At 49.3% G+C, this 22,484-nt stretch carries 21 protein-coding genes and 5 tRNA genes; 21 read left to right on the top strand and 5 right to left on the bottom strand.

The genetic code is table 11. The features are described 5' to 3' along the window. Positions 1-13 precede the first annotated feature (13 nt). Entirely contained in the window at positions 14-1,087 is a 1,074-nt protein-coding gene (locus H5336_RS05850) for a GGDEF domain-containing protein (RefSeq protein ID WP_185232298.1), read from the bottom strand. A 996-nt stretch (positions 1,088-2,083) separates the two neighbouring features. Here H5336_RS05850 and H5336_RS05845 point away from each other — a divergent pair. The 4 genes from H5336_RS05845 (at position 2,084) to H5336_RS05830 (ending at position 7,406) form a co-directional block, all read left to right on the top strand. Beyond that, positions 2,084-3,322: an N-acetyltransferase DgcN family protein gene (locus tag H5336_RS05845; RefSeq protein WP_185232296.1), complete on the top strand. Its 1,239-nt coding sequence runs from the start codon at positions 2,084-2,086 to the stop codon at positions 3,320-3,322. After that, the gene (locus H5336_RS05840; RefSeq protein WP_185232294.1) at positions 3,319-4,428 is read left to right on the top strand and encodes an alanine/ornithine racemase family PLP-dependent enzyme; all 1,110 of its coding nucleotides are present in this window, start codon (positions 3,319-3,321) and stop codon (positions 4,426-4,428) included. Before H5336_RS05845 ends, H5336_RS05840 begins: the two co-directional genes overlap by 4 nt. Before the next feature lie 717 nt (positions 4,429-5,145). After that, complete coding sequence (locus H5336_RS05835; RefSeq protein WP_281385365.1) at positions 5,146-7,095, top strand: protein kinase domain-containing protein; 1,950 nt, start codon at positions 5,146-5,148, stop codon at positions 7,093-7,095. Between the two features lie 8 nt (positions 7,096-7,103). Further along, positions 7,104-7,406, top strand: a complete 303-nt coding sequence (locus tag H5336_RS05830; RefSeq protein WP_185232290.1) for a hypothetical protein — start codon at positions 7,104-7,106, stop codon at positions 7,404-7,406. A 54-nt stretch (positions 7,407-7,460) separates the two neighbouring features. On the opposite strand, the gene H5336_RS05825 is transcribed toward H5336_RS05830, so the two are convergent. Next, positions 7,461-7,670, bottom strand: coding sequence for a bacterioferritin-associated ferredoxin (locus H5336_RS05825; RefSeq protein WP_185232288.1), 210 nt, complete (start codon positions 7,668-7,670; stop codon positions 7,461-7,463). Between the two features lie 410 nt (positions 7,671-8,080). Between H5336_RS05825 and H5336_RS05820 the strand changes: the two genes are divergently transcribed. Beyond that, positions 8,081-8,683 (top strand): peroxiredoxin, encoded by a 603-nt coding sequence (locus H5336_RS05820; RefSeq protein WP_185232285.1) that lies wholly within the window; start codon positions 8,081-8,083, stop codon positions 8,681-8,683. 486 nt (positions 8,684-9,169) lie between these two features. Here H5336_RS05820 and H5336_RS05815 read toward each other — a convergent pair whose 3' ends face one another. Then, positions 9,170-9,766: a lytic transglycosylase domain-containing protein gene (locus H5336_RS05815; RefSeq protein WP_185232283.1), complete on the bottom strand. Its 597-nt coding sequence runs from the start codon at positions 9,764-9,766 to the stop codon at positions 9,170-9,172. 1 nt (position 9,767) lies between these two features. Then, on the bottom strand, positions 9,768-11,498 hold the full coding sequence (locus H5336_RS05810; protein WP_185232281.1) for a proline--tRNA ligase: 1,731 nt from the start codon (positions 11,496-11,498) through the stop codon (positions 9,768-9,770). A 157-nt stretch (positions 11,499-11,655) separates the two neighbouring features. Between H5336_RS05810 and H5336_RS05805 the strand changes: the two genes are divergently transcribed. Then, complete coding sequence (locus H5336_RS05805) at positions 11,656-12,120, top strand: HIT domain-containing protein (protein WP_185232279.1); 465 nt, start codon at positions 11,656-11,658, stop codon at positions 12,118-12,120. A 130-nt stretch (positions 12,121-12,250) separates the two neighbouring features. Here H5336_RS05805 and H5336_RS05800 read toward each other — a convergent pair whose 3' ends face one another. Next, positions 12,251-12,673 (bottom strand): HU family DNA-binding protein, encoded by a 423-nt coding sequence (locus H5336_RS05800; RefSeq protein WP_185232277.1) that lies wholly within the window; start codon positions 12,671-12,673, stop codon positions 12,251-12,253. A gap of 546 nt (positions 12,674-13,219) precedes the next feature. On the opposite strand from H5336_RS05800, the gene H5336_RS05795 reads away from it, so the two are divergent. From H5336_RS05795 to rplK, 15 genes are all read left to right on the top strand, one after another. Next, positions 13,220-13,501, top strand: a complete 282-nt coding sequence (locus H5336_RS05795) for an FmdB family zinc ribbon protein (protein ID WP_185232275.1) — start codon at positions 13,220-13,222, stop codon at positions 13,499-13,501. A gap of 34 nt (positions 13,502-13,535) precedes the next feature. Next, entirely contained in the window at positions 13,536-15,332 is a 1,797-nt protein-coding gene (gene aspS / locus H5336_RS05790; protein ID WP_185232273.1) for an aspartate--tRNA ligase, read from the top strand. A 6-nt stretch (positions 15,333-15,338) separates the two neighbouring features. Beyond that, complete coding sequence (locus H5336_RS05785) at positions 15,339-16,079, top strand: YebC/PmpR family DNA-binding transcriptional regulator (protein ID WP_185232271.1); 741 nt, start codon at positions 15,339-15,341, stop codon at positions 16,077-16,079. A 208-nt stretch (positions 16,080-16,287) separates the two neighbouring features. After that, positions 16,288-17,451, top strand: coding sequence for an alanine racemase (gene alr / locus H5336_RS05780; RefSeq protein ID WP_185232269.1), 1,164 nt, complete (start codon positions 16,288-16,290; stop codon positions 17,449-17,451). Positions 17,452-17,462: 11 nt separating this feature from the next. After that, the gene (birA, locus tag H5336_RS05775) at positions 17,463-18,488 is read left to right on the top strand and encodes a bifunctional biotin--[acetyl-CoA-carboxylase] ligase/biotin operon repressor BirA (protein ID WP_185232266.1); all 1,026 of its coding nucleotides are present in this window, start codon (positions 17,463-17,465) and stop codon (positions 18,486-18,488) included. Further along, entirely contained in the window at positions 18,485-19,216 is a 732-nt protein-coding gene (locus H5336_RS05770) for a type III pantothenate kinase (RefSeq protein ID WP_185232264.1), read from the top strand. Before birA ends, H5336_RS05770 begins: the two co-directional genes overlap by 4 nt. Positions 19,217-19,286: 70 nt before the next feature. Continuing rightward, on the top strand, positions 19,287-20,015 hold the full coding sequence (locus tag H5336_RS05765) for an SPOR domain-containing protein (RefSeq protein ID WP_185232262.1): 729 nt from the start codon (positions 19,287-19,289) through the stop codon (positions 20,013-20,015). 56 nt (positions 20,016-20,071) lie between these two features. Then, positions 20,072-20,147 (top strand) — tRNA-Thr (locus H5336_RS05760). A gap of 27 nt (positions 20,148-20,174) precedes the next feature. Then, a tRNA-Tyr gene (locus H5336_RS05755) sits at positions 20,175-20,258 on the top strand. A 209-nt stretch (positions 20,259-20,467) separates the two neighbouring features. Then, positions 20,468-20,541 (top strand) — tRNA-Gly (locus H5336_RS05750). 39 nt (positions 20,542-20,580) lie between these two features. After that, positions 20,581-20,656 (top strand) — tRNA-Thr (locus tag H5336_RS05745). Between the two features lie 83 nt (positions 20,657-20,739). Next, positions 20,740-20,815: transfer RNA gene (locus H5336_RS05740), tRNA-Trp, on the top strand. A gap of 81 nt (positions 20,816-20,896) precedes the next feature. Further along, a complete protein-coding gene (secE, locus tag H5336_RS05735) occupies positions 20,897-21,271 on the top strand; it encodes a preprotein translocase subunit SecE (protein ID WP_185232260.1) in 375 nt (124 codons plus the stop codon). Between the two features lie 12 nt (positions 21,272-21,283). Then, entirely contained in the window at positions 21,284-21,817 is a 534-nt protein-coding gene (gene nusG, locus H5336_RS05730) for a transcription termination/antitermination protein NusG (protein ID WP_185232258.1), read from the top strand. A 235-nt stretch (positions 21,818-22,052) separates the two neighbouring features. Further along, positions 22,053-22,484: a 50S ribosomal protein L11 gene (rplK, locus tag H5336_RS05725; RefSeq protein ID WP_185232255.1), complete on the top strand. Its 432-nt coding sequence runs from the start codon at positions 22,053-22,055 to the stop codon at positions 22,482-22,484.

Genomic DNA, 22,484 nt, shown 5'->3' with positions numbered 1-22,484 from the left:
AAGGGTGGGGGGGTTAACCCGCAACCTTGAGTTTGGCTTTTTGTTTCAGCTCGTACATTTTTTTATCGGCGAGGTCGATGAGTGTGTCAGGTTGCATAAACTCAATTGGGCCCGTTTCAACAACACCTATGCTGAGTGTGACAGTATTACCGCGCTGCGCCAATTCTTCGTGTAAGCGAATTGAATATATCTTTTCGGCCGCCTTTTTGGTGCAGTTGGGTAGAATAATACAAAATTCATCGCCTCCGTAACGAAAACAGCTGTCTTCTTCGCGCGAAACAGTTTTTATGGTATTGCTGAGTGAGCGCAGGGTTTCATCACCTTTCTGATGGCCGTGTTGATCGTTGATCTCTTTAAAATCATTGATGTCCAGATAGACAAAGGCAACAGCTTCAGAGCGTCTTTGCGCAGCCCTTAATGTGGATGTGAGAGCCGATCGTAAATGACGAACATTCAGCAGCCCGGTAAGAGGGTCGGTTCTTGAAAGGTGTTCTAGCTGCAAGGTTCTTTCACGTACTTTTTCTTCCATATCTCTCGCATACTGTTCGGACTTGGCTTTCGATATTTCCAGTTCGGTGACCAAGCTGCGGATATAGGTATCGAATACCAGTGTTACGTCGAAGAGCAGAATTTTTTCCAGAGCAGTCAGTGTTTTCTGGCATTCAGTGTCGTCTGAAATTTCTTTTTTTAGTAGTTTGATCAGTAGATTTTTTAAGGTATAAATCGCCGATAAATACAGCTTTGGTTCTACACCAATACGTTTATGAACCATGCCAATGCGTAGTCGATTATTGACATATTCTAGGTCGTAGATGCCGCTGAACAGATCGATCACATATCGTCGTTGCGCACGGGACAGTCGGGTGAGCGTGTCGGAGTCGCCAATTAAAAGCGATATTTCGGGAATGCTGGTTTGCAACGAGTAGAAATCCGACACCAAAGTGTCAATGTTGGCGTCAATAATAGCCTGTGCGGACTGAAGAGCGTCTATATCATCATTGCTGAGGGAAAATAGTTTTTGCCGCTGCTCGACCTCAAACTCACTAATGCGCATTTGCTCAAGCAGGGTTTGTTCTGTTTGCTTCATGGTGTACCACGTTTCTATTTCTGAGTGTCGATTGGACGCTCCTTTCTTCGAGTTTAGTCAATTTTTGGACCAGGGGGGGAGTTGATTGATTGATTGAATTAATTAATGGCCGTGTAGATGTTAGATTGATTATGGTTGTGAGTAAAAGCGGGCTTTATGCCTTTGGTGTAAAAGCTAATAGTAGCTTTCGTTAAAAAAAACGCAGTAACAATAAACGTTACTTTTTATTCATAGAAGCTTATACCGTGAGCATTGCCCACCTTATGATTTGTGGGGATGTTACGTAAACATTCTCACCGCTCGTATTGTCAGCCAGCTTTATTGGTTAGTCTTACTACGCCAGCCATGAGCTTACCGACTATTTACAGTGGAGTATATTTGGTCTTATGTTGCTATAAACTTTGCAGCAGTTTTTTGGTGGATATTTAATGACACCTTTATTTTGTGCGGGTGTGTTTAAGTTTTTTCGGCATACTAGGCATCGGCTTGTTGGCTTATCATAAAAGCAATTAATAGCGCTGTCCTAAAAGCTGTGCTGTTAGAGCATTGCTTAATCACATGGCTTTATGGAAGCTTTCGAAGCGTGCATTAGTCCCTGCGTTGTTGTAAAAAAACTCTTTTTCCCTTTGCTACGACTTTAATGAATGTATTTTATGTTGGTAGGTTATTCTTGGCGTAAGGTGAAAACATTGCGTAATGTCAGTGTTAAAACGAATAATCCAGCTATAAACGAATTATTGGTTGTTTCGTAAATTGGTTATTAAAAACCAGCAACACTAACGTATAAGCGAGCACCTGTAGCCACAAAAAAATTTGTAACCTCTTTCGGCGCCAGTGTTACGGGTAATTTATAATTACACCAATGGTGAAACTCGAACTGTGTTAGGATGAATTTCATCTAACACTATTTCTTAGTGGGGATACCTCGTAAACCTCCGTCTTAGCAAGGCTGGCACGCTTCCGTTGCCCCTTCTGAGCCCGACCCGAGGTTCCATAATGTCCAAACGTAAACCCATTTCCCCCATGGCTCGTCCTTATGCACAACAGGCGCCGCCAATATCATCAGCCATAAAAGCTACTCCAGTCATACTCCCCGCCGCCCCTCTGCCTGCTTCAGCACCGCTCATCGATACACCTTTTGAACAAAAACTTGCCCCTACCGCTGTAGTCTATTGCGAGGCAAACTTCGGTAGCCTCGACGGTAAAACCGCCAACGGACTCGTGCGTTTCTCGGAAAAATACAAGATCCTTTCGGTGATCGATAGTAAGAAAGCAGGGCTTGATGCCGGCGTGGTACTCGACGGTGTGGCCAACGCTATCCCCGTCTGCTGCGACCTGGCCGATTCACTGGCGCAGGCTGACACAATGCCGGACTACTTTATCTTTGGTATGGCGCCTTCGAGTGGCATGTTATCGCCACATGAGCGCGGCGTGGTACTTGAGGCCATGTCTCTTGGTATGAGCGTAGTAAACGGTCTGCATGAGTTCCTTAATGATGACCCGGTGTTTGCAGCCGCAAGCGTCGCAAACAATGTGACGATCCTTGACGTTCGCAGGCCTCGAGCGAAAAAAGACCTGCGCCTGTTTAGTGGTCAAATCGAAGAGGTTAGTTGCCCTCGTATCGCGGTACTCGGCACCGATGGGGCCATAGGCAAACGCACTACTGCCACCGTCCTTGCCCGTGCGCTTAATGATCGAGGTATCAAAGCTGTTATGGTCGGCACTGGTCAAACAGGTCTCATTCAAGGCGCCAAGTATGGCATCGCACTTGATGCCATTCCCTCGCAGTTTTGCTCGGGTGAAATGGAGGCCACCATCGTCGAGGCATTCGAAGGCGAAAACCCAGACGTGATCATTATCGAAGGCCAGGGCGCACTCAGTCACCCCGCCTACTTAAGTTCCACTTTTATTTTGCGCGGTAGTCGCCCCGATGCCATTGTGTTGCAGCATGCACCGGGCCGAATCCACCGCTGTGACTTCGATAAGATGCCGATGCCAACACCTGCTTCCGAAATCCATCTGCTGCAAACCTTTGCGGACACTAAGGTGATCGGTCTCACCATCAATCACGAGAACATGAGCGACAATGACGTTAGCGAGGCGATCACGTTTTATGAAGACGAATTGGGTATCCCTGCCACGGATGCGTTGACCCGCCCAGATGATCATCTAGTAGAAATGGTCTGTACGGCATTCCCGGAAATTAAGGAGAAGCTGAACGCGCGCGAACAATGAGCGCACCGCGATTGGAGATCGACCGCGACAAAATTTACCACAATACCCGCGCTTTAGTCGAACGGCTGGCTGCCCGAGGCATCTCTGTCACCGGAGTTACTAAGGCGGCAATGGGTTCCCCTGAGGTCGCGTGCACCCTGCTTAGTGCGGGTGTAAGTATGATCGGTGATTCGCGTATCGAGAACATTGAGGCGATGCGTCGTGCTGGCGTGGCGTCGATGATGAACCTCATTCGCTCACCGATGATTAGCCAAGTGGAGCGTATAGCCGCCCACGTCGACATCAGTTTTAACTCCGAACTTGAAGTCATTCGCGCACTTTCGGCCGCCGCGCAGAGGCTGAAAAGAAAACACGGTGTTATTCTGATGGTTGAGCTTGGCGACCTGCGTGAAGGGATTATGCCTGGCGATCTGCAGCAGGTGGTGCGAGAACTGCTGCGCTTGCCTAACCTTGTACTCAAGGGCATTGGTACCAACCTCGCTTGTCGCAGCGGTGTTACGCCCGACAATCGCAACATGGCTGAACTCTCTGCGCTGGCTGACGCTATCGAATCGAAATTCAATCTGACCCTCGATATTATCTCCGGTGGAAACTCTGCCAATCTTAACTGGGCGCTGGGCAATCACGATACCGGGCGGATTAACAATCTGCGTCTAGGTGAATCGATTCTACTTGGGTGCGAGCCCTTGCAGCGTCAAGCAATAGAGGGTTTGCATACCGACGCCATAACCCTCGTTGCCGAGGTGATTGAATCGAAGGCTAAGCCAACGCAACCATGGGGGGAGCTAGGGCAAACTGCGTTCGGACAGAGGCCTTCATCGGCTATCGATAACGGCCCCATTACGCAAGCGATTCTCGCCATAGGCGAACAAGATACCGACCCCGGAGGACTGCAACCACCCACTGGAATTCAGGTTTTGGGGGCCAGCAGCGATCACTTGATCGTCAACTCCGGCCAATGCTATCAGCCCGTTGGCTCCGAAATGCGCTTCCAGCTTAATTACAGCGCGATGGTGAGAGCGATGACTTCACCCTTCGTAGGTAAATTATGGTTACCGACGAAGGCAGTACCATTTGTTACCTCTAGCGAGGCGGCAGAAAAATAAATACTTTTCTCAATCATGCTGACTTTTTGCATTCTACGAGATAAAAACAGGCTTCCTTTTTATAATTTCACGGTTTAGTGCACCTCTTTGAATTGCACGCAAAGGCAAGAAAGGTGCGCAGAGATTACAGCCAATGAGTTGAGGCGTTCTTAATAGAGGTGCCCTCTACGTCCTTCAGTCTCTTGCTGCATACTGCGCCAAAGAACCAAGCCAGTATGTCACTAATAATAACGCCAGCTTGTACAAGCGCAATTCACTCCGTCTTTATTCACGTTAATAGTGAAATAGTATTCGCCATTAAATAGTTTTGGTATTAATGGCACTTCTATTAATTGCCTTTGGCTTTGTGTTCGGTTCGTGCGTAAGGCAACATTTACAGGCATGCTGGTGGCGTAGCAAACCTTATGGCGTCGCTGGTCTAGTTGGGAAGGCAGCCAAGCTTCCGCAGCGAAGCCCGCCTTGCCAGGCCTTGCATAGGCTAAAATCAATTAATAGCGGTGCCCTTAAGAATAGAAGAGATCATAATTAGACTAAATTGGCGCTTATGCATGCGCTGTAGTCTGCTTTCTATAAAACAGTGGGTGCCATGTTAAATGAGACGTATTCGCAGACGCCGGGGGATGATTAAACACTGTCATTTGAGGCAGGCTAAGATTATTATCATTACCACTATGCGGTTTGTTCCGCAGCAGACAATAACAAAACCGGAAGAATTAAATGGGCTTGGAAATACCGGGGTATAAAATACTTCGCACTCTGGGACGGGGGGGGATGGCAACCGTCTACCTTGCGCAACAGGATATTTTTGAGCGCGAAGTAGCCCTAAAAGTAATGTCAAAAGCTCTGGCCGAAAACGAATCCTTTGGCAAGCGTTTCTTCCGTGAAGCTAAAATTGTTAGTCAATTGGTGCATCCCAACATTGTAACTGTCTACGATGTTGGTCTTGAGGATGGTAACTATTACCTTTCCATGGAGTATATCGACGGCAAAGATCTAAAAGCCGTTCGACAAACCCTCAGTCTCAAGCAAAAAATAGAAGCTGTTAAGGATATCGCCAAAGCGTTGGATTATGCCGGTATCAAGGGCTACGTGCATCGGGATATTAAGCCGGAAAATATTTTGCTTAATAGCGCCGACGGTCGCGCCGTGTTAACGGATTTTGGTATTGCGCGGGCGGCGGAAACTGACACAGCTATGACGCAGACCGGCATTGCCATTGGTACGCCTCATTACATGAGCCCGGAGCAAGCTAAAGGTAAAACCGTAGATGCCCGCTCGGACATATACGGTTTGGGTGTCGTGTTTTTTTTGCTGCTGACGGGGCGAGTTCCCTACGATGCTGAATCTGCCGTGGCCATTGGCATTAAACATATTACTGAACCGGTGCCTTTGCTGCCGGATGCCTTGGCGTCGCTACAACCTATGATTGATGATCTGCTGGCGAAAAAACCGGAAGATCGCTATCAGCGCGGGGGAGAGCTTTTAGAAGATTTAAATCGAATTGATATCCGGTTACTGGAGCAGTCGATTGTGTACGACCGTGAAATGCAGCCGGTCGATAACTATTTGGATAGTGAGAGCCCGACTCAGCCAGGTTTGGGCGCAGTAACAGGGGAAGTGCCTCTGGTATACGATCAAAAGGAAACATTGATAAATCAGGGCAGCGGTATTGGACAGTGGTTGGTCGCTTTTTTAATTGTGAGCAGCTTGGTTACTTGGGTATTGTATTATCAGCGCCCGGACCTGATTGCACCTCTGTTCGAGCAAGGTAAGCAGTTTGTCGAAGATAAATATGACGACACCAAAAAATGGGTGGAGCCAAAGGCGGGGCAGACGCAAAGCGATAGCAATGTTCCGCGAGCGGTAGATAAGCGGGTGGTTATTAACGAAAAACGTGTAAAACCAGCTAAGCCGCAACCCACCGCTGAAATTCTGCCGCAAAAAAAAAGTGTTGAACCAGAGCTATTGTTAAAGCCTGTTGTGGCTGACGAAGCCATTCCTGTAGATGTGTTGAGGCAGGCTGAAGCTAAAAATAATACCCCAGTGCCCTCTGCGGTCATAGAGGAGTATCACGAACGATTACGCGCGCTCGAATCCCTGTATCAAGACGACTCAACCTATCTTTCTGAATTGGTGGCTCTTTATCGCGCTACGCTCTCAGATTACCCCAGAGATATCGAAAGTGCCGACGCTTTAGATGCCTTACGCGCTTCGGAACTGATGGAGGCGGAAGCACTGTTGGCCCGAGATAAAGCCACCGCGGGACGAAAAAAAGTGGAGCAGTTGAACGCACTCTTCCCCGAAATAGATGTGCCAACAATCGCTGACCTGAGGGATCAGGTTGAGACATTGGAGAAAATTGAAAGGCTATTGGCCGAGGCCAAGCAGTTACGCAAGAAAAATAAGTGGAGCGAGCCGCGTGGCCGCAGTGCATTGGATCGATATGAGCAGGTATTAAAGCTCGATGCAGACAATACTCGGGCATTGAAAGGCAAGCGGGAGCTGGCTGGGTTACATGCTCAAAAAGCCAGCCGAGAGCTGGAGGCGGGTAGCCTGTCGATGGCGAAGTTCGATATTGATCGGGCTTTGGCAATAGATAGCCGATCTGAGTCAGCAAAGCACTGCGGACAAAAATTTCAGGCGTTATTCAGCACAGAGAGAGCCTAGACAAGTGGATGAAGCTTGCCGAGCAGCGCATGAGTGGTCGTCGCTACTTTGTCCCCAATAATGATAATGCTTTTTATTATTATCAAAAAATTCTTGAGCGCGAGCCGAACAATTCGCGGGCGATAACTGGACAGAAGCAGGTGGTAGACGGTTTTGCTCGCAATATATGGAGCCTTGTCGGTAATGAAGAGTTTACCGAGGCGAGAGCAGAGCTAGCGGCAGCGTTACGCTTATTGCCCCGAAATCAGAGGCTACAGTCGCTGTCGGCGGCGGTGGAAGAGGTTGTGGCAGAAAAAATTAGTGGGGGCTAGTGGGTTACTCTAATGGTTGAGGGGTGGTTTATTGAGGCGGAATAGATTACGTGCTCAGGCCACATTATAAAACAGGCCATCACTACCGCTGGCTTTCCCCGCAGACAGTGTGTCTGAAATGATTTCCCGAGCCAGGCAGGCACATTTGCCACACTGAGTGGCAACACCCAGTTCGTCTTGTATTGCACGCAGGCTTTCGGCGCCGTTATCGACGGCCTCGCGAATTTCAGAATCTTTGATACTTTTACAAAAACAAACGTACATTGCAATTAACCCTATTTCGGTATGCAGCGTGCTCTCTGGTTGGTCGGTAAGTAAACAAACTTAAGGTTAATGTGAATAAGAATGATTGTCAATTATCTTTTTGTGGATTGCTTGCTGTGGATCAAGCTCGGTGATAGGGCGAGGGTGATGGATTTTTGCTCAAGCTGATCATGGATACTTCGTTTTTGAATTACCATAGGTATTTTCAGCTAATACCGATATATAAATTTTATCAATAACAGGCCTGTCTACGTGTATCATCACCCATCGCTATTGGCTTAGCCTTGCTGATTGAGTCGTTTTCAATTGCGCTTTTCAATTAGTTTTTTAATTGAAAGTTCTGCTGTCCTGTTCAGAGACAGTTATACATAACCCGTTTACAACATTTTTTATTTTCCAGGGAGAAAATCATGGGCGTACTAGTAGGTAAATCTGCTCCAGACTTCACTGCACCAGCGGTATTGGGCAGCGGAGAAATTGTCGACAGTTTCAGCTTTGCAGAAGCAACCAAAGGTAAGAAGGCGGTTGTATTCTTTTACCCGCTCGACTTCACTTTTGTTTGTCCGTCCGAGTTGCTTGCTTTCGATCACCGTATGGCTGAGTTTCAAAAGCGTGGCGTTGAAGTGATTGGTGTTTCTATCGATTCTCACTTTTCACACAACGCATGGCGCAATACCCCTATTAACGATGGCGGTATTGGCCCGGTTAAATACACGCTGGTTGCTGATATTACTCATGCAATCTGTCAGGCGTACGACGTAGAATCTGAAGGCGGCGTTGCGTTTCGCGGCTCTTTCCTGATTGACGAAGATGGCCTTGTTCGTCACCAAGTTGTTAACGATCTGCCTTTGGGCCGTAACGTTGACGAAATGCTGCGCATGGTTGACGCTCTTGCGTTCCATCAGGAGCACGGTGAAGTATGTCCTGCTGGCTGGCAAGACGGCGACAAAGGCATGGACGCATCTCCAGAGGGTGTTGCTAAGTACCTGACGGAAAACGCCGAAAGCCTGTAATTGCACCTTTAAGGTCATTTGCTCACAGGAAGTAAAAGCCAGCCCAGCGCTGGCTTTTTTTATGCACAGGATGTGCGGTATACCGCGAAGGCCAAGGATGGCCGAGAGCGGAGATGCACAGGATGTGCGGTATACCGCGAAGGCCAAGGATGGCCGAGAGCGGAGATGCACAGGATGTGCGGTATACCGCGAAGGCCAAGGATGGCCGAGAGCGGAGATGCACAGGATGTGCGGACAGAAAATTGCTGCTCGGCAATTGCGTCCTGCATTGCTCTAATTTGCTGCATCCCTGTAGCGATGTATTTTGTTACTTCCGCTGTGTGTTCGCCCTGCGAACGCAGTGAGTGTTTTTGGGTTATGGCGGTCGTAAGCAGGGGGAATTAAGAACGCCCGAGTAAATAGGCCTGGTAAGTGAAGCGCTTTCCAGTGTGAGCAGTTCCCCGCGCACGCCAATATTTAGGTTTGTTCCGGTTTCCGCCGGCGCCCTCAGCGCCAATTCTTCGACCAAGCATGTATCACTTTTCGAGAATAGGTGTAGCGACCATAGCTGCCGTTATAGCGCGCAAGCGCGTCTGCCCAGTGACCCTCTTCTTTATCAAGGTAATGTTTGAGAATGGTACAGCCATATTTGAGGTTGGTTTGAAGGTCGATTAGATTGTCCTCATCCCTGCCTATTTCGTGCTTCCAAAACGGCATAACCTGCATGATACCTTGGGCGCCCACACGAGAGACGGCATAGCGGTTGAAGTGGCTTTCGATTTGAATGACGGCCAGTACGAACTCTGGTGGTAGCTCGGCCCTTTTGGCTGCGCGGTGAACTTCCTTGAGGATATTTAGGCGGTATTCAGGGTCTTTAACGTATTTGGCCAATACGGCTGACTTCTGCACAAGCCATACTTCCGCGTCAAAACGATCGACAAAGCTGTCGGCTTCGGAAATTGTCTGTACAAGTTTTTGTCGGAGTTCGTCATCGGCTTTTTGCGCAACGTTACTGTAGCTTGGGCTACATGAAAGCAGCCCAGCACAAAATAGCACGGATAAAAGTATGGCTTGGGTGCTGATTTTGTCTGGGGCTGTGGCCATGTTATTGCTGGGCCAATTTACGTTGTAGAAACGAGATAATATTGTCGCTGGCAACTTGCTGGTTGTCTGCGTCGCGTCGGCCTTTGTATTCAATATTGCCTTCACCTAGGCCTCTATCACCGATTACGATACGGTGTGGAATACCGACCAGTTCAATGTCCGCGAGCATACCGCCAAGGCGAGCTTTGGGCTCATCCATTAATAAAACATCGTAGCCAGCCGCGGTGAGTTCGCTGTAAAGCTGTTCGCATTTTTGAGCAACCGTTTCCGATTTGTGTATATTGATAGGCACGATGGCGATTTGAAATGGCGCTATGCTCGCCGGCCAAATGATACCGTTTTCGTCGTAATTCTGTTCAATGGCCGCCGCAACAATACGCGAAACGCCAATGCCATAGCAGCCCATGATCATGGCAACATCTTTGCCATTTTCGTTAAGCACGCTGGCTTTCATTGCCTCAGAATATTTGGTTCCAAGTTGGAAAATATGGCCAACCTCAATCCCGCGTTTAATTTCTAAAGTGCCTTTGCCGTCTGGGCTGGGGTCGCCTACAACAACGTTGCGTAAATCGGCGGTGCGGGCAAATTGTGCTTGGCCTTCCTTCCAATTAACGTCGGTAAAGTGGTAATCGGTTTTATTCGCTCCGCACACGAAGTTAGCGGTTGCCGCTGCGCTGCGGTCGGCGACGACGCAAATATTGAGGCCTACGGGGCCAAGGGAGCCAGCTTCTGCACCCAGCTCTTGTTGTATGCGTTCTTCCGGTGCGAAAGTGAGTGGTTCGGCTACTTCGGGTAACTTACAGGCTTTAATCTCGTTTAGGGTGTGGTCGCCTCGCAGTACTAGTGCCACTAACGGTTGTTTGTCCCCTTCCTCTGCGTTACCCAATACGATTAAGGTTTTTACGGTGTTTTCTGGCGCTACCTTGAGAAATACCGATACGTCTTCGATTGATTTCTGGTTGGGGGTGGCGACTTCCTGCATTTGTGCGTCGGTTGCTTTTGTCGTAGCTGGTGCTACAGCCTCGGCTAGTTCGACGTTAGCTGCATAGTGGCTTTCGGTGCTGAAGGCTATGTCATCTTCACCGCTATCGGCGAGTACGTGAAACTCATGGGATGCTGATCCTCCAATTGAGCCTGTGTCTGCCAATACAGGGCGGTATTCGAGCCCTATGCGGTCAAAAATATTACAGTAGGTTTGATGCATTTGATCGTAGGTTTGCTGCAGGCTTTCCTGGGATGTATGGAATGAGTATGCGTCTTTCATTAAAAATTCGCGGGCGCGCATAACGCCAAAGCGAGGGCGAACCTCGTCGCGAAATTTGGTTTGAATCTGGTAGAAGTTTGCGGGGAGTTGTTTGTAGCTTCTAAGCTCGTTGCGAATGAGGTCCGTTATCACCTCTTCGTGAGTCGGCCCTAGGCAAAAGGATCGGTTATGTCGGTCCTGTATGCGCAGCAGCTCTGGCCCATACTGTTGCCAGCGCCCGGATTCTTCCCACAGCTCGGAGGGTTGAACGACCGGCATAAGTACTTCCTGTGCGCCGGACTTGTCCATCTCATCGCGTACAATGGATTCGACTTTTCGCAGAACGCGCAAGCCCGTAGGCAGCCAGCTATATAGGCCCGATGCCATTTTGCGGATCATGCCCGCGCGTAGCATCAATTTATGGCTGATAACTTCCGCATCAGCGGGAATTTCTTTTTGTGTAGCAATCAGGTACTGGCTGGCGCGCATGTGAATCCTTTGAGTGTGGATAGGGTTATACTTAGTACATGTTGAGTCTCTACCCAAGCCTTTGCCCAATGGAGCAGATTTTGCCCAAGCTTAGAGAGGGGGGTATTTTAAGGTGCTGGGGAGACCATGAACAAGTCATCAAACAAAAGGAGTCGTTATGTTTGAACTTCATCCACAGCTAGCCGAAAACACCGTATTGCTGGGCCAGTTTAAGTTATCGCTGGTGATGCTGCATAAAGATGCCAACTATCCTTGGTGTGTATTGGTTCCGAAGCGTTCTGGTATTCGTGAAATTCACCACTTGGGGGAAAGCGATCAGCAGCAGTTGATTCGTGAATCAAGCCATCTTTCTGAGGTTATGACCTCTATGTTTGCGCCGATCACCATGAATATTGCCGCTTTGGGCAATATTGTCCCGCAGTTGCATGTACATCATGTTGCTCGTTTTGAGGGTGATGCGGCTTGGCCGGCGTCTATCTGGGGGGTAAAGCCTCCAATTGAATACGAACCCGAGGCGCTGACCCGTCGAGTGGAGCGCTTGAGAGCTTCGCTTGTAGGGGAGGGGTTTGAAGCGCAGATTACTGTTGATGACAGCGGCAGTAGTCAGGGGTTTACACCTTAAAGAGAATTCTAGGTTCGCTGTGGGGGTGCTTTCAGAGAGAGGAGGTGTTCCACGTTGGCGTTTCAGTTCATTGATAACCATAAAAAAGCCCGCATTTGCGGGCTTTTTTGGGGGCTGGCGGTACGAGAGTTTACTCGGCCATTTCCTTAAGTTTCTTCAATGGTCGCAATTTAACCTGAATGCTGGCTGGTTTGGCCGCAAATGTGGTTTCTTCGCCGGTGAATGGGTTGATGCCTTTACGGGCCTTACGGGCGGGCTTCTTCACCGTTACGATTTTGAACAGGCCTGGCATTACGAATTCTCCGCAAGCACGTTTTTTGATGTGGCCTTCGATGATGTCGGTCAGCTCGTCGAGTACGGAGCTTACATCCTTTCTGGATAGCTCGGTGCTTTCGACAATCTCGTTCAGGATCTGAGACTTAGAGTAACGCTCTTTAACAGCAGTGATTTTTTTTGCTGGAGCGGCTTTAGGTGCGGCCTTTTTAGCAGGTGCTTTTTTAGCTGCTGCTTTTTTTGCGGGTGCTTTTTTTGCGGTTGCTTTACGTGCTGCCATATTTAGACCTCAGGTGTTATTTTGCTTTTGGATGAATGCTTATCGGTATTTACTCTAGCACCTTCCCACTAATGCGGATTATCTTCTCTTTGCAGGTGCTGTGCTTGGGCTTATATATAGTTTATTCGAACCTTTGCAGCAACAAAAAAATACTATATATAAGCACTTTTTTGCTTATTTGTTCGATTTTAAGTCAGACTTGTGGTGAATGGCGTGGTGAGCATTCCGTAAGAGAATCAAATTCATACTTTTGGTGATTTTGAGTTTTGCGATCATTCTAGGGTGGCGTTGCTCTTCTGCTAACAAGATTTGCTTGTAAAAACCCTCTAGCGTGGGCTCGATAGGGGAGCAAAATGGTAGTTCGAGGCGGTTGCATGTCCCCAAAGGTGTTTTGATGCGAGTATTTCTCCGTAGACTCGCGTATGTTGCGACTGTTGATCACGCCTTCATCAATCGCAGGGGCTGGGGTATAATGCCCCGCTTTTTTCGAGGGTGGTGGCTTTAAGCCTGTTTCTCGGTTGTTTATTTAGGTTTGAGGTTACGTTTATGCCATTTTACGAGTACCGCTGCGAGAACTGCGGCCACGAGTTGGAAGAATTACAGAAGTTGAGTGACGCCCCGCTACGGGACTGCCCGGAGTGCGATTCAGCGTCGTTGAACAAAAAGGTATCCGCTGCCGGGTTCCGCTTGAAGGGCAGTGGCTGGTATGAAACAGATTTTAAGTCCGGCAAAAAAAAGAACCTTGCTGGAAGTGATGGCAAAGAAGCACCTAAAAGCGGTGGTTCCAATAGCACCACGGCAGATTCAGCCACAAAAAAAACCGGCTGATAGACAACAAATTTCACTTACGGGATAGACAATCATGCGCAGCGTGTACTGTGGTGTATTAAACGCTTCAAATATCGATGAAGAAGTAACTTTATGTGGTTGGGTAGATCGCCGCCGCGATCACGGCGGGGTGATTTTTATAGATCTTCGCGACCGTGAGGGCATTGTTCAGGTGGTCTTTGACCCGGACGGCAAGGAAAATTTCGCTCTGGCAGATAAGGTGCGCCCTGAGTACGTTTTACAGGTAACCGGTAAGGTGCGTGCGCGTACCGAGTCAACGGTTAACGCCAATATGGCGACCGGTGAGGTTGAGGTTTATGGTACCGCGCTGGAAATTTTAAATTCCGCCGATACGCCGCCCTTCCAGCTGGACTCCCACATTACTGTTGGTGAAGACGTTCGATTGAAATACCGTTATTTGGATCTTCGCCGTAAAGATATGCAGAAAAACCTGTATTTTCGCTCGAAAGTGACAACTGCCATCCGAAACTATATGGATGAAAACGCGTTTTTGGATATCGAAACCCCTATTCTTACGCGTGCAACACCGGAAGGTGCTCGTGATTACTTGGTGCCATCGCGCACCCACGACGGAAAGTTTTTTGCTCTTCCGCAATCGCCACAGCTGTTTAAGCAGCTGTTGATGGTGTCGGGTTTTGATCGCTACTATCAAATTGCAAAATGTTTCCGTGATGAAGATTTGCGCGCAGACCGTCAGCCAGAATTTACGCAGATCGATATCGAGGCATCCTTTATGGATGAAGAGGGTATTATGTCCATTACCGAGGGCATGATTCGGAAGCTATTCAGCGATTTAATGGGTGTCGACCTAGGTGATTTTCCGACCATGCCTTATTACGAGGCCATGGAAAGGTACGGTTCCGATAAGCCCGACCTGCGTATTCCATTAGAAATGGTCGAAATTAAAGACTTAATGAAGGATGTTGAGTTTAAAGTTTTCTCTGGCCCGGCTAATGATCCAAAGGGTCGTGTTACCGCTATGTTGGTGCCCAAAGGTGGCGAGATTGCGCGTAAGAAAATTGACGCCTATACAAAATTTGTGTCTATTTACGGTGCAAAGGGCCTAGCGTACATCAAGGTTAACGATAAAGATGATCTTGAGAATGGTCTGCAGTCACCCATCGTTAAATTTTTACCCGCGGAAGTATGCCGGGCTATTCTCGATCGCCTAGGGGCCGAAAATGGCGACCTGATTTTCTTTGGTGCAGACTCTTACAAAGTGGTCTCTGAAGCGCTGGGTGCTTTACGTTGTAAGTTGGGTGAAGATCTAAATTTATACACCTGTGATTGGGCTCCGCTCTGGGTGGTTGACTTCCCCATGTTCGAGCAACTCGATGGCGGTGGTTTGACGGCGCTCCATCATCCGTTTACGGCTCCTTCATGTGCGCCTGAGGCATTGTCTGAAGACCCTGCGAGCGCATTATCGCGGGCCTACGATATGGTTTTAAATGGTTGTGAATTGGGTGGCGGTTCCATTCGTATTCATGACCAGCAAATGCAGCAGGTGGTATTCCAAATACTGGGTATTGAGGAAGAGGAGCAGCGTGAGAAATTTGGTTTCTTGTTGGACGCGCTAAAATATGGTGCTCCCCCCCACGGTGGCCTTGCCTTTGGTCTTGACCGATTGATTATGCTAATGACAGGTTCGGATTCTATTCGCGATGTTATTGCCTTCCCTAAAACGCAAAGCGCAGCTTGCGTAATGACCGATGCGCCAGGCGCCGTAAATGCCGATCAGTTGAAAGACTTGCATATTCGTCTGCGTGCAAAACCACAGCCTTCTGCGGAAGCGGCTGACAGCAAAGAGTAAGCTTAAATGGCGGGTCACAGTAAGTGGGCGAATACAAAGCATCGTAAAGCGGCTCAAGACGCTAAGCGTGCAAAGGTTTTCACCAAGATTATTCGGGAGCTAACGGTTGCGGCAAAAGCCGGAGGCAACCCCGAGGATAATCCAAAATTGCGTGCGTCCATAGATAAAGCATTGGGTGCAAATATGAAGCGCGATACCATCGAAAAAGCCATAGCCCGTGGCGCCGGTGGTGGTGATGGTGCGAATTACGACGAGATTACCTACGAAGGTTATGGTGTTGGAGGTATAGCCGTTTTGGTTGAGTGCTTAACGGACAACCGCAACCGTACTGTATCCGAAGTTCGCCATGCCTTTGTTAAGCGCGGCGGTAATTTGGGTACAGATGGTTCCGTTGCCTACCTTTTTACGCGCCAAGGGCAAATGAATTTTGCCCCTGGTACGGACGAGGATCTGGTTATGGAGGTTGCGCTTGAGGCTAGCGCAGAAGATGTTGAAGTTAATGGTGATGGCTCCATCGACGTGAGCACAGCTTTTGAAGAATACCTTACCGTTAAAGATGCTATGGCGGCGGCAGGGTTGGAGCCGGAGAATGCCGAGGTGGCCATGGTTGCTTCTACAATGGTTCCCATTGAAACCCAAGAGGATGCCGACAAGGCTATGGCGCTGGTTGATATGCTTGAAGATTTGGATGATGTTCAGAGTGTGTATACCAATGCCGATATCCCGGATCATTTTTTTGGTGAATAAACCTTTCTCCTAAACGTTTTAAGTGAAATTATTCTGCGTTGCGGTCGGCAGTATCTGCTGCTGACGTTCTTTCATCTTCTTTCTTGTGCTTCCCGCTATTGCTCTATGCGTGCAATTTCATGCAGACTGTTAGTGCAAACCCTCTTAACATCGCGGCACAATTGTAATGTTGGGAAAATACTAATTTAACGGCTTCCTGCTATCTCCAATGACGCTTTCTGCAGACCTGACTATTAATTTAAAATCCATCGCCCACAATTGGTTGTTGCTAAAAGCCAAGTTGTCTAGCGGTGTTGACTGCGGTGCGGTTGTTAAGGCTGATGCCTACGGCGTGGGTATGGAGCCGGTTGTTGGGGCGTTGTTGAAAGCTGGGTGCCGCAGCTTTTATGTGTCGAGGCTATCTGAAGCTTTAGCCGTTCGGTCTGTTTTAGTTGGGCTGGAAGATACCCTAGGGGTTAGGGTTTCGGAGAGTCGCATATACGCCTTGGCAGGTTGTGCGCCAGGGGATGAGATGGATTTTATTAGACATCGCCTGATACCTGTATTGATTAGCGCCGAAATGATTAGCCGTTGGAGTGAGGCGCTTAAGAAGGCGGGTATGCGCCCTGGGTCTGTGCCCTCGGTAATGAAGCTTGATACGGGTATGGGGCGGCTTGGTCTTGAGTCGGTAGAGCTTGAGGCAGTGCTGGCGCAGCCTTTGGCGTTAGAGCAGTCGGGAGTGCTTATGATTATGAGTCATCTTGCCTGTGCCGATGAGCCAGAGCATAGGCATAACCACTCGCAGCTGCGGGAATTTAAGGAGGCGTTACGACGCTTCAGGGAAATACTGCCATCCGTGCGGGCCAGCCTTGCCAATTCAGCAGGAATTTTTTTGGGTGAAGATTACCACTTTGATGCGGTGCGTCCAGGTATAGCTTTATACGGAGGAAATCCGCAGCCAGCTTTTGATAATCAGGTCCTCCAAGTCGTTAATCTGCACCTGCCGATTCTTCAACTGAAGAATCTACCGTCTGGGGCTTTCGTTGGTTATGGTGCAAGCTATCAATTCGACTCGCCTGCGAGGGTAGCTGTTATCGCGGGTGGTTACGCCGATGGGCTTATGCGCTCACTTTCGGGGCGAGGTGAGTGTTGGGTGCCCTCTCCGGTGTCTCCAGGCGATGGTTGGCGGGTGCCGGTTGTTGGTCGAATATCGATGGATTCATTTGTTGTGGATGTTACCTTTGTGCCCGAAGGTGTTGTGCAGGTGGGTGCACGCCTAGAGGTCATTGGCGGGCATATTTTGTTGGATGAGGTCGCTACTTGGGCGGGAACATCTAGTTACGAAATACTTACTTCGCTGGGCGCCCGCTATCAGCGTAACTACCTAACTTAGGTTGTGCTGACATGAATTCTAAGCTTTATTCTCTTCTTCATCGTCTTTCGGATGGTGAGTTTCATTCCGGTGAGGTGCTGGGCGAGGTTGCTGGCGTGAGTCGTGCCGCCGTTTGGAAGCAATTGCAGCAGTTGCAGGAGTTGGGTGTTGGGGTAGTAAGCCAGAGGGGGAAGGGGTACGTTATCCCCGGAGGTCTATCGCTGCTTGAAGCGCGCAAAATAAGTGCTCATTTACAGCCCGATGTGTCATCTCGGTTGGTGGGGTTGGACATATTGCCCGAGGTGGACTCTACCAATAAGTTCGTTTTAGAGCGTACTTCTATGGCGACAGGACATGGATTGGTGTGTGTTGCTGAAAGGCAAAAAGCAGGAAGGGGGCGCCGCGGGCGTACTTGGGTAAGCCCGTTTGGGGCCAATATTTATCTTTCTGTGGGTTGGAGTTTCTCTCAAGGTGTTGCCGCGCTGGAGGGGTTAAGTCTTGCGGTGGGGGTTGCTGTGAGTCGTGCGCTCGAGGGCTTGGGTTTTCTCGGCGTGCAATTAAAGTGGCCCAATGACTTATTGGTAGAGGAAAAAAAGCTGGGTGGTATTTTGCTAGAGCTGACCGGTGATGCTAGTGGCGATTGCTCTGTTGTCACGGGTGTTGGCTTGAATGTAAAAATGCCCAGTGTAATGGCAGCGCATATTGATCAGCCCTGGGCAGATCTGGCGTCGCTGGAAAACGTTCGGGCGCAGTCGGAGCCTGAATATTTGGATCGCAACATTATTATTGCTGCAATATTGAATGAGTTAATCTCGATGTTGTCTGCGTTTGAGGGTAGTGGTTTTGAGCCTTATCGGCTTGAGTGGGAGAGGTTGAACGCCCATGGAGGGCGCAGGGTGAGCCTGCATACGCCCTCTAAATCGATCGAGGGGGTGGTGATGGGTGTAACGCATGCCGGCGGCTTGAGGTTGATGGTGGATGGCGAGGAGAAGGTATTCTTGGGGGGAGAGCTTAGTTTGAGGGCTGTCTCTGCGTGTGATCAGGTAGGTGAGCTGTGAAACTCATATTGGATGCCGGTAATAGCCGGTTGAAGTGGCAGCTTAGGGCGGTAACGCATTCGGTTCTAGAGGCGGGTGCCTGTGAGTATGCGGAACTAGAAAGTCTTTTTCCTGCCTGGGTAGAGCGCGGCGTTACGGAAATTTTGGTGTCTTCGGTAAAGGGGGTGGAGTTTGAGCGCTATCTCGATGAGCGGAGTCGTTTTTATTTTGGTTTGCCTCCGGTATTTGCGCGGGTAATCAAAGAGCGTTGCGGGCTAATCGCGGGGTACCAAGACCTTTCCGCCCTTGGGGTTGATCGTTGGCTTGCCATGCTGGCTGCGTATGTGGATTGCAATAGCGCTTTGGTCGTCATTGACGCTGGCACGGCAATAACCGTCGATTTTGTTGGAGTTGGCGGCTTGCATGAGGGGGGCTTAATTGTACCCGGGCAGCGAACACTTACTCGCAGCTTATTTGTTAATACCAGTGCAGTCCGTGTTGAGTCGTTAACTCTGCCGCAGACATGGCTGCCAGGTTGCGATACTTTGTCCTGTGTTGAGCAGGGCGTGGCGGCCAGCTATAAAGGTTTGATGCGCGAGGTCGTACTTCGTGCCTCGAGGGAGCGGGATGGCGTCGGTGCTACAATCTATTTGGCTGGTGGCGATGCGAACTTGTTCCGACAGTGGTTGCCTGCTGATGTAAAGTGCCGGCCCGATCTTGTTTTTGAGGGGCTGCTACTGTCTTGCTGACCTTCGTTGTGCTGTTGTGTGGTGAGCCTAACGTGTTATCTAATAACTATTACCGGAAGTGCTATCTCAAATGCGTTGGATCTTTCTCAGTTTGTTGTTTCTCAATTTAGTCGCCCTGGCCTGGGGGGTGGTGTTTAAGGGTGGGGCTGAGGCCGTGGTGAGTGGTCGGCCTGCACCTTTTGCCTATAAGCATGTGGAGCAGCTCGAGCTTTTGTCGGAGAGCGGGTTATCTGCCGGGCAAGCAATGGTGCGTGAGCCGGTGAAAGGAGCGAAGGCGCTTCTGGTTCAGGTGCCAACGAAAGATGGGGTGCCCCTTTGTGAGATGGTTGGTCCCTTCGGGGACGCTGAGCTTGCGGCTGATTTTGTTGAGCGGTTGGCGGCTATGGATGTCGATAGCGAAATAAAAGAGCTGGAATTGCCGGCCGGCACGCGATACCAAATTTATCTTCCGCCTGCTGACTCGCGTAAATCGGCTCTTCGGAAATTATCTGAGCTGCAGGCCAAAAAAGTGGATAGTTACATTATTCCCAAGGGTGAGCTTGAGAATGGGATCTCATTAGGCATGTTTAGTCGTGAAGATCTCTCTAAAGAGCATATGCGTGCGATGGAAGCGATTGGCTTACAGCCGGAAACGAATATTATCGAGCGTACTTATTGGGAGATTTGGACAATGCTTGCACAGGGAGAAGGTGGAAAGATGAGCAGTTTTGCTTGGGCGAGAGTCATGGAGGGTATAAATGACCTCGAGAGACGACAAAATTTCTGTTTAGATGTTGCTTCGCAGGACAACATTCACTAGAATCCCGCCTCCACGTTAAGGGAGCCATTGTAAATGGTTTCAGAAACTGGGATAGAGCTGGTGTAGCTCAGTTGGTAGAGCAGCTGACTTGTAATCAGCCGGTCGGGGGTTCAACTCCTCTCGCCAGCTCCATATTTCTCTTACGAGAGTGAAAAATCCGCAGGGGTTCCCGAGTGGCCAAAGGGATCAGACTGTAAATCTGACGCGCAAGCTTCGGTGGTTCGAATCCACCCCCCTGCACCATTGTTGGAAGGTATAGTAAGTCGTTTTAGTGAAGCCGAAATGGGTTGCGCTAAGCAAGGCAAAGGCTAAAGCCTTGTTCGGCTTCTTGCTGGAATAGGATAGCGTTTGGCTATCCGAAGGTGAGCGGTTAATCCGCAATAATCCGGCCTCGCCGGCCAAGGTGGCTGTGCTGGGGTGGTTCTTAAGCTCCAATTAATATTGGAAGTTAAGCGGGCGTAGTTTAGTGGTAGAACCTCAGCCTTCCAAGCTGATGATGCGGGTTCGATTCCCGCCGCCCGCTCCATAAGCATTACCCTCTGAGAGTGGTAGGCTGCGAGTTTAAGCTCATGTAGCTCAGATGGTAGAGCACACCCTTGGTAAGGGTGAGGTCACCGGTTCAATTCCGGTCATGAGCTCCACAATACGATACGCAGTGCTGTTTTGCGCTGTTTAGTTGAAGGTTGGTGTTGCCAGCCTTTTTGCGTATCGGGAGAAGAAATACAGGCCAGTAGTTCAATTGGTAGAGCGTCGGTCTCCAAAACCGAAAGTTGGGGGTTCAAGTCCCTCCTGGCCTGCCATTAATCACGCCGCTCGCACGGGTTGCGCAGTCGGGCTGGGTGTCGAGGTAGATCGGCAGCGAACAGTAAGTTGAGAATTCTATGAGCACAGCTAAAGTTGAAGAGGCTGAATTCAAGCTAGACCCTTTAAAGTGGTTGGTTGTTGTCGTCCTTGTTTTGGGAGGCGCTATTGCTAACTCTTATTACGCTAGCGATTTTGCATTGTTGTATCGAGTGCTTGCGCTGCTGGTCATTGGTGCGCTTGCTGCATTTGTTGCTGTTAATACTGCCCGGGGTAACGCCTTTTGGGCTTTGCTTAGAGCCGCCCAGGTGGAGGTTCGCAAGGTGGTTTGGCCTTCGCGCCAAGAAACAACTCAGACGACTCTGATTGTGTCGGCCGTGGTTGTAGTAACCGCTGTTATTTTATGGGGCCTGGATGCTGGGCTCGGTTATGTTGCTTCATTGATTATTGGATAGGGGTCGTTTTGTATGCCTAAGCGTTGGTATGTCGTTCACGCCTATTCTGGTTACGAGAAAAAGGTTGCGTCTGCGCTAAAAGAGCGTATTGAGTTGCAGGACATGCAGGATAGCTTTGGTGATGTGCTTGTGCCCACTGAAGAGGTTGTCGAAATGCGCGGCGGCCAAAAGAGAAAGTCTGAGCGTAAATTTTTTCCGGGATATGTTCTGGTTCAAATGGAGCTAAACGACGAAGCTTGGCATTTGGTCAAGGAAACACCGCGAGTTATGGGGTTTATTGGTGGTAAGGCGGATAAGCCTGCTCCTATCACGGATAAAGAGGCTGATTTAATTCTTCAGCGTGTCGATGATTCCGCCGATAAGCCCAAGCCCAAGACATTGTTTGAGCCTGGAGAAATGGTTCGCGTTGTTGATGGGCCATTCAATGACTTTAATGGGGTTGTTGAAGAAGTGAATTACGAAAAGAGCCGTTTACAGGTAGCTGTTCTGATATTTGGTCGTTCCACTCCTGTGGAATTAGAGTTTGGCCAAGTAGAGAAAGCATAGTATTTAAAGGCATAGTATTTAGTTTGTTTGCGCTCGGTGAGCCTGTGCGCAGGTAAGGTTTGGATAAAAGCCAAAGTTAATTGGCTGATAGTTTAACTGCTCTCTTCTGCCGCGGTGGGGGAGAGTTTTTCGCGTCTTTCGGAAAGCGTTGTTCGCTTAACGGAAGCAGGGGAGCCAGAGAAGAGCAGTGTGCCACTGTTTGGAGGCGCTATACCCATAACCGGGAGTACTCAGTATGGCAAAGAAAATTGAAGCTTATATTAAGCTACAAGTAAAGGCCGGTCAGGCCAACCCAAGTCCACCCGTTGGTCCAGCTTTGGGTCAGCACGGTGTGAATATTATGGAATTCTGTAAGGCGTTTAATGCTCAGACCCAGAGTCAAGAGCCCGGCGCACCGGTTCCTGTTGTGATTTCTGTATACAGCGACCGCAGCTTCACCTTTACCATGAAAACACCACCCGCGTCTTACATGCTTAAGAAGGCTGCTGGTATTAAGAGTGGTTCAGGTCGCCCGAACACCGAGAAAGTTGGCAAGGTTAACCGCGCTCAACTAGAAGAAATTGCAACCGCTAAGGCCGCTGATTTAACCGCCGCCGATATGGACGCAGCTGTTCGTACTATCGCTGGCTCCGCCCGTGCGATGGGTCTTGATGTGGAGGGTGTGTAA

This window comes from Teredinibacter franksiae, assembly GCF_014218805.1.
Classification (GTDB): Bacteria; Pseudomonadota; Gammaproteobacteria; order Pseudomonadales; family Cellvibrionaceae; genus Teredinibacter; species Teredinibacter franksiae.
Note: the sequence above shows the minus strand (reverse complement) of the source record. Positions and strands in the feature narration are given on the sequence as shown.

What these genes read in the sequence shown, in the direction of transcription:
- alr (WP_185232269.1), top strand. Translation starts at nt 16,288, where the DNA reads ATGACGCTTTCTGCAGACCTGACTATTAATTTAAAATCCATCGCCCAC.
- H5336_RS05810 (WP_185232281.1), bottom strand. Translation starts at nt 11,498, where the DNA reads ATGCGCGCCAGCCAGTACCTGATTGCTACACAAAAAGAAATTCCCGCT.
- H5336_RS05845 (WP_185232296.1), top strand. Translation starts at nt 2,084, where the DNA reads ATGTCCAAACGTAAACCCATTTCCCCCATGGCTCGTCCTTATGCACAA.
- H5336_RS05765 (WP_185232262.1), top strand. Translation starts at nt 19,287, where the DNA reads ATGCGTTGGATCTTTCTCAGTTTGTTGTTTCTCAATTTAGTCGCCCTG.
- H5336_RS05820 (WP_185232285.1), top strand. Translation starts at nt 8,081, where the DNA reads ATGGGCGTACTAGTAGGTAAATCTGCTCCAGACTTCACTGCACCAGCG.
- birA (WP_185232266.1), top strand. Translation starts at nt 17,463, where the DNA reads ATGAATTCTAAGCTTTATTCTCTTCTTCATCGTCTTTCGGATGGTGAG.
- H5336_RS05800 (WP_185232277.1), bottom strand. Translation starts at nt 12,673, where the DNA reads ATGGCAGCACGTAAAGCAACCGCAAAAAAAGCACCCGCAAAAAAAGCA.
- H5336_RS05795 (WP_185232275.1), top strand. Translation starts at nt 13,220, where the DNA reads ATGCCATTTTACGAGTACCGCTGCGAGAACTGCGGCCACGAGTTGGAA.
- H5336_RS05785 (WP_185232271.1), top strand. Translation starts at nt 15,339, where the DNA reads ATGGCGGGTCACAGTAAGTGGGCGAATACAAAGCATCGTAAAGCGGCT.
- nusG (WP_185232258.1), top strand. Translation starts at nt 21,284, where the DNA reads ATGCCTAAGCGTTGGTATGTCGTTCACGCCTATTCTGGTTACGAGAAA.
- H5336_RS05850 (WP_185232298.1), bottom strand. Translation starts at nt 1,087, where the DNA reads ATGAAGCAAACAGAACAAACCCTGCTTGAGCAAATGCGCATTAGTGAG.
- H5336_RS05830 (WP_185232290.1), top strand. Translation starts at nt 7,104, where the DNA reads ATGAAGCTTGCCGAGCAGCGCATGAGTGGTCGTCGCTACTTTGTCCCC.
- H5336_RS05805 (WP_185232279.1), top strand. Translation starts at nt 11,656, where the DNA reads ATGTTTGAACTTCATCCACAGCTAGCCGAAAACACCGTATTGCTGGGC.
- rplK (WP_185232255.1), top strand. Translation starts at nt 22,053, where the DNA reads ATGGCAAAGAAAATTGAAGCTTATATTAAGCTACAAGTAAAGGCCGGT.
- aspS (WP_185232273.1), top strand. Translation starts at nt 13,536, where the DNA reads ATGCGCAGCGTGTACTGTGGTGTATTAAACGCTTCAAATATCGATGAA.
- H5336_RS05840 (WP_185232294.1), top strand. Translation starts at nt 3,319, where the DNA reads ATGAGCGCACCGCGATTGGAGATCGACCGCGACAAAATTTACCACAAT.
- H5336_RS05825 (WP_185232288.1), bottom strand. Translation starts at nt 7,670, where the DNA reads ATGTACGTTTGTTTTTGTAAAAGTATCAAAGATTCTGAAATTCGCGAG.
- H5336_RS05815 (WP_185232283.1), bottom strand. Translation starts at nt 9,766, where the DNA reads ATGGCCACAGCCCCAGACAAAATCAGCACCCAAGCCATACTTTTATCC.
- secE (WP_185232260.1), top strand. Translation starts at nt 20,897, where the DNA reads ATGAGCACAGCTAAAGTTGAAGAGGCTGAATTCAAGCTAGACCCTTTA.
- H5336_RS05835 (WP_281385365.1), top strand. Translation starts at nt 5,146, where the DNA reads ATGGGCTTGGAAATACCGGGGTATAAAATACTTCGCACTCTGGGACGG.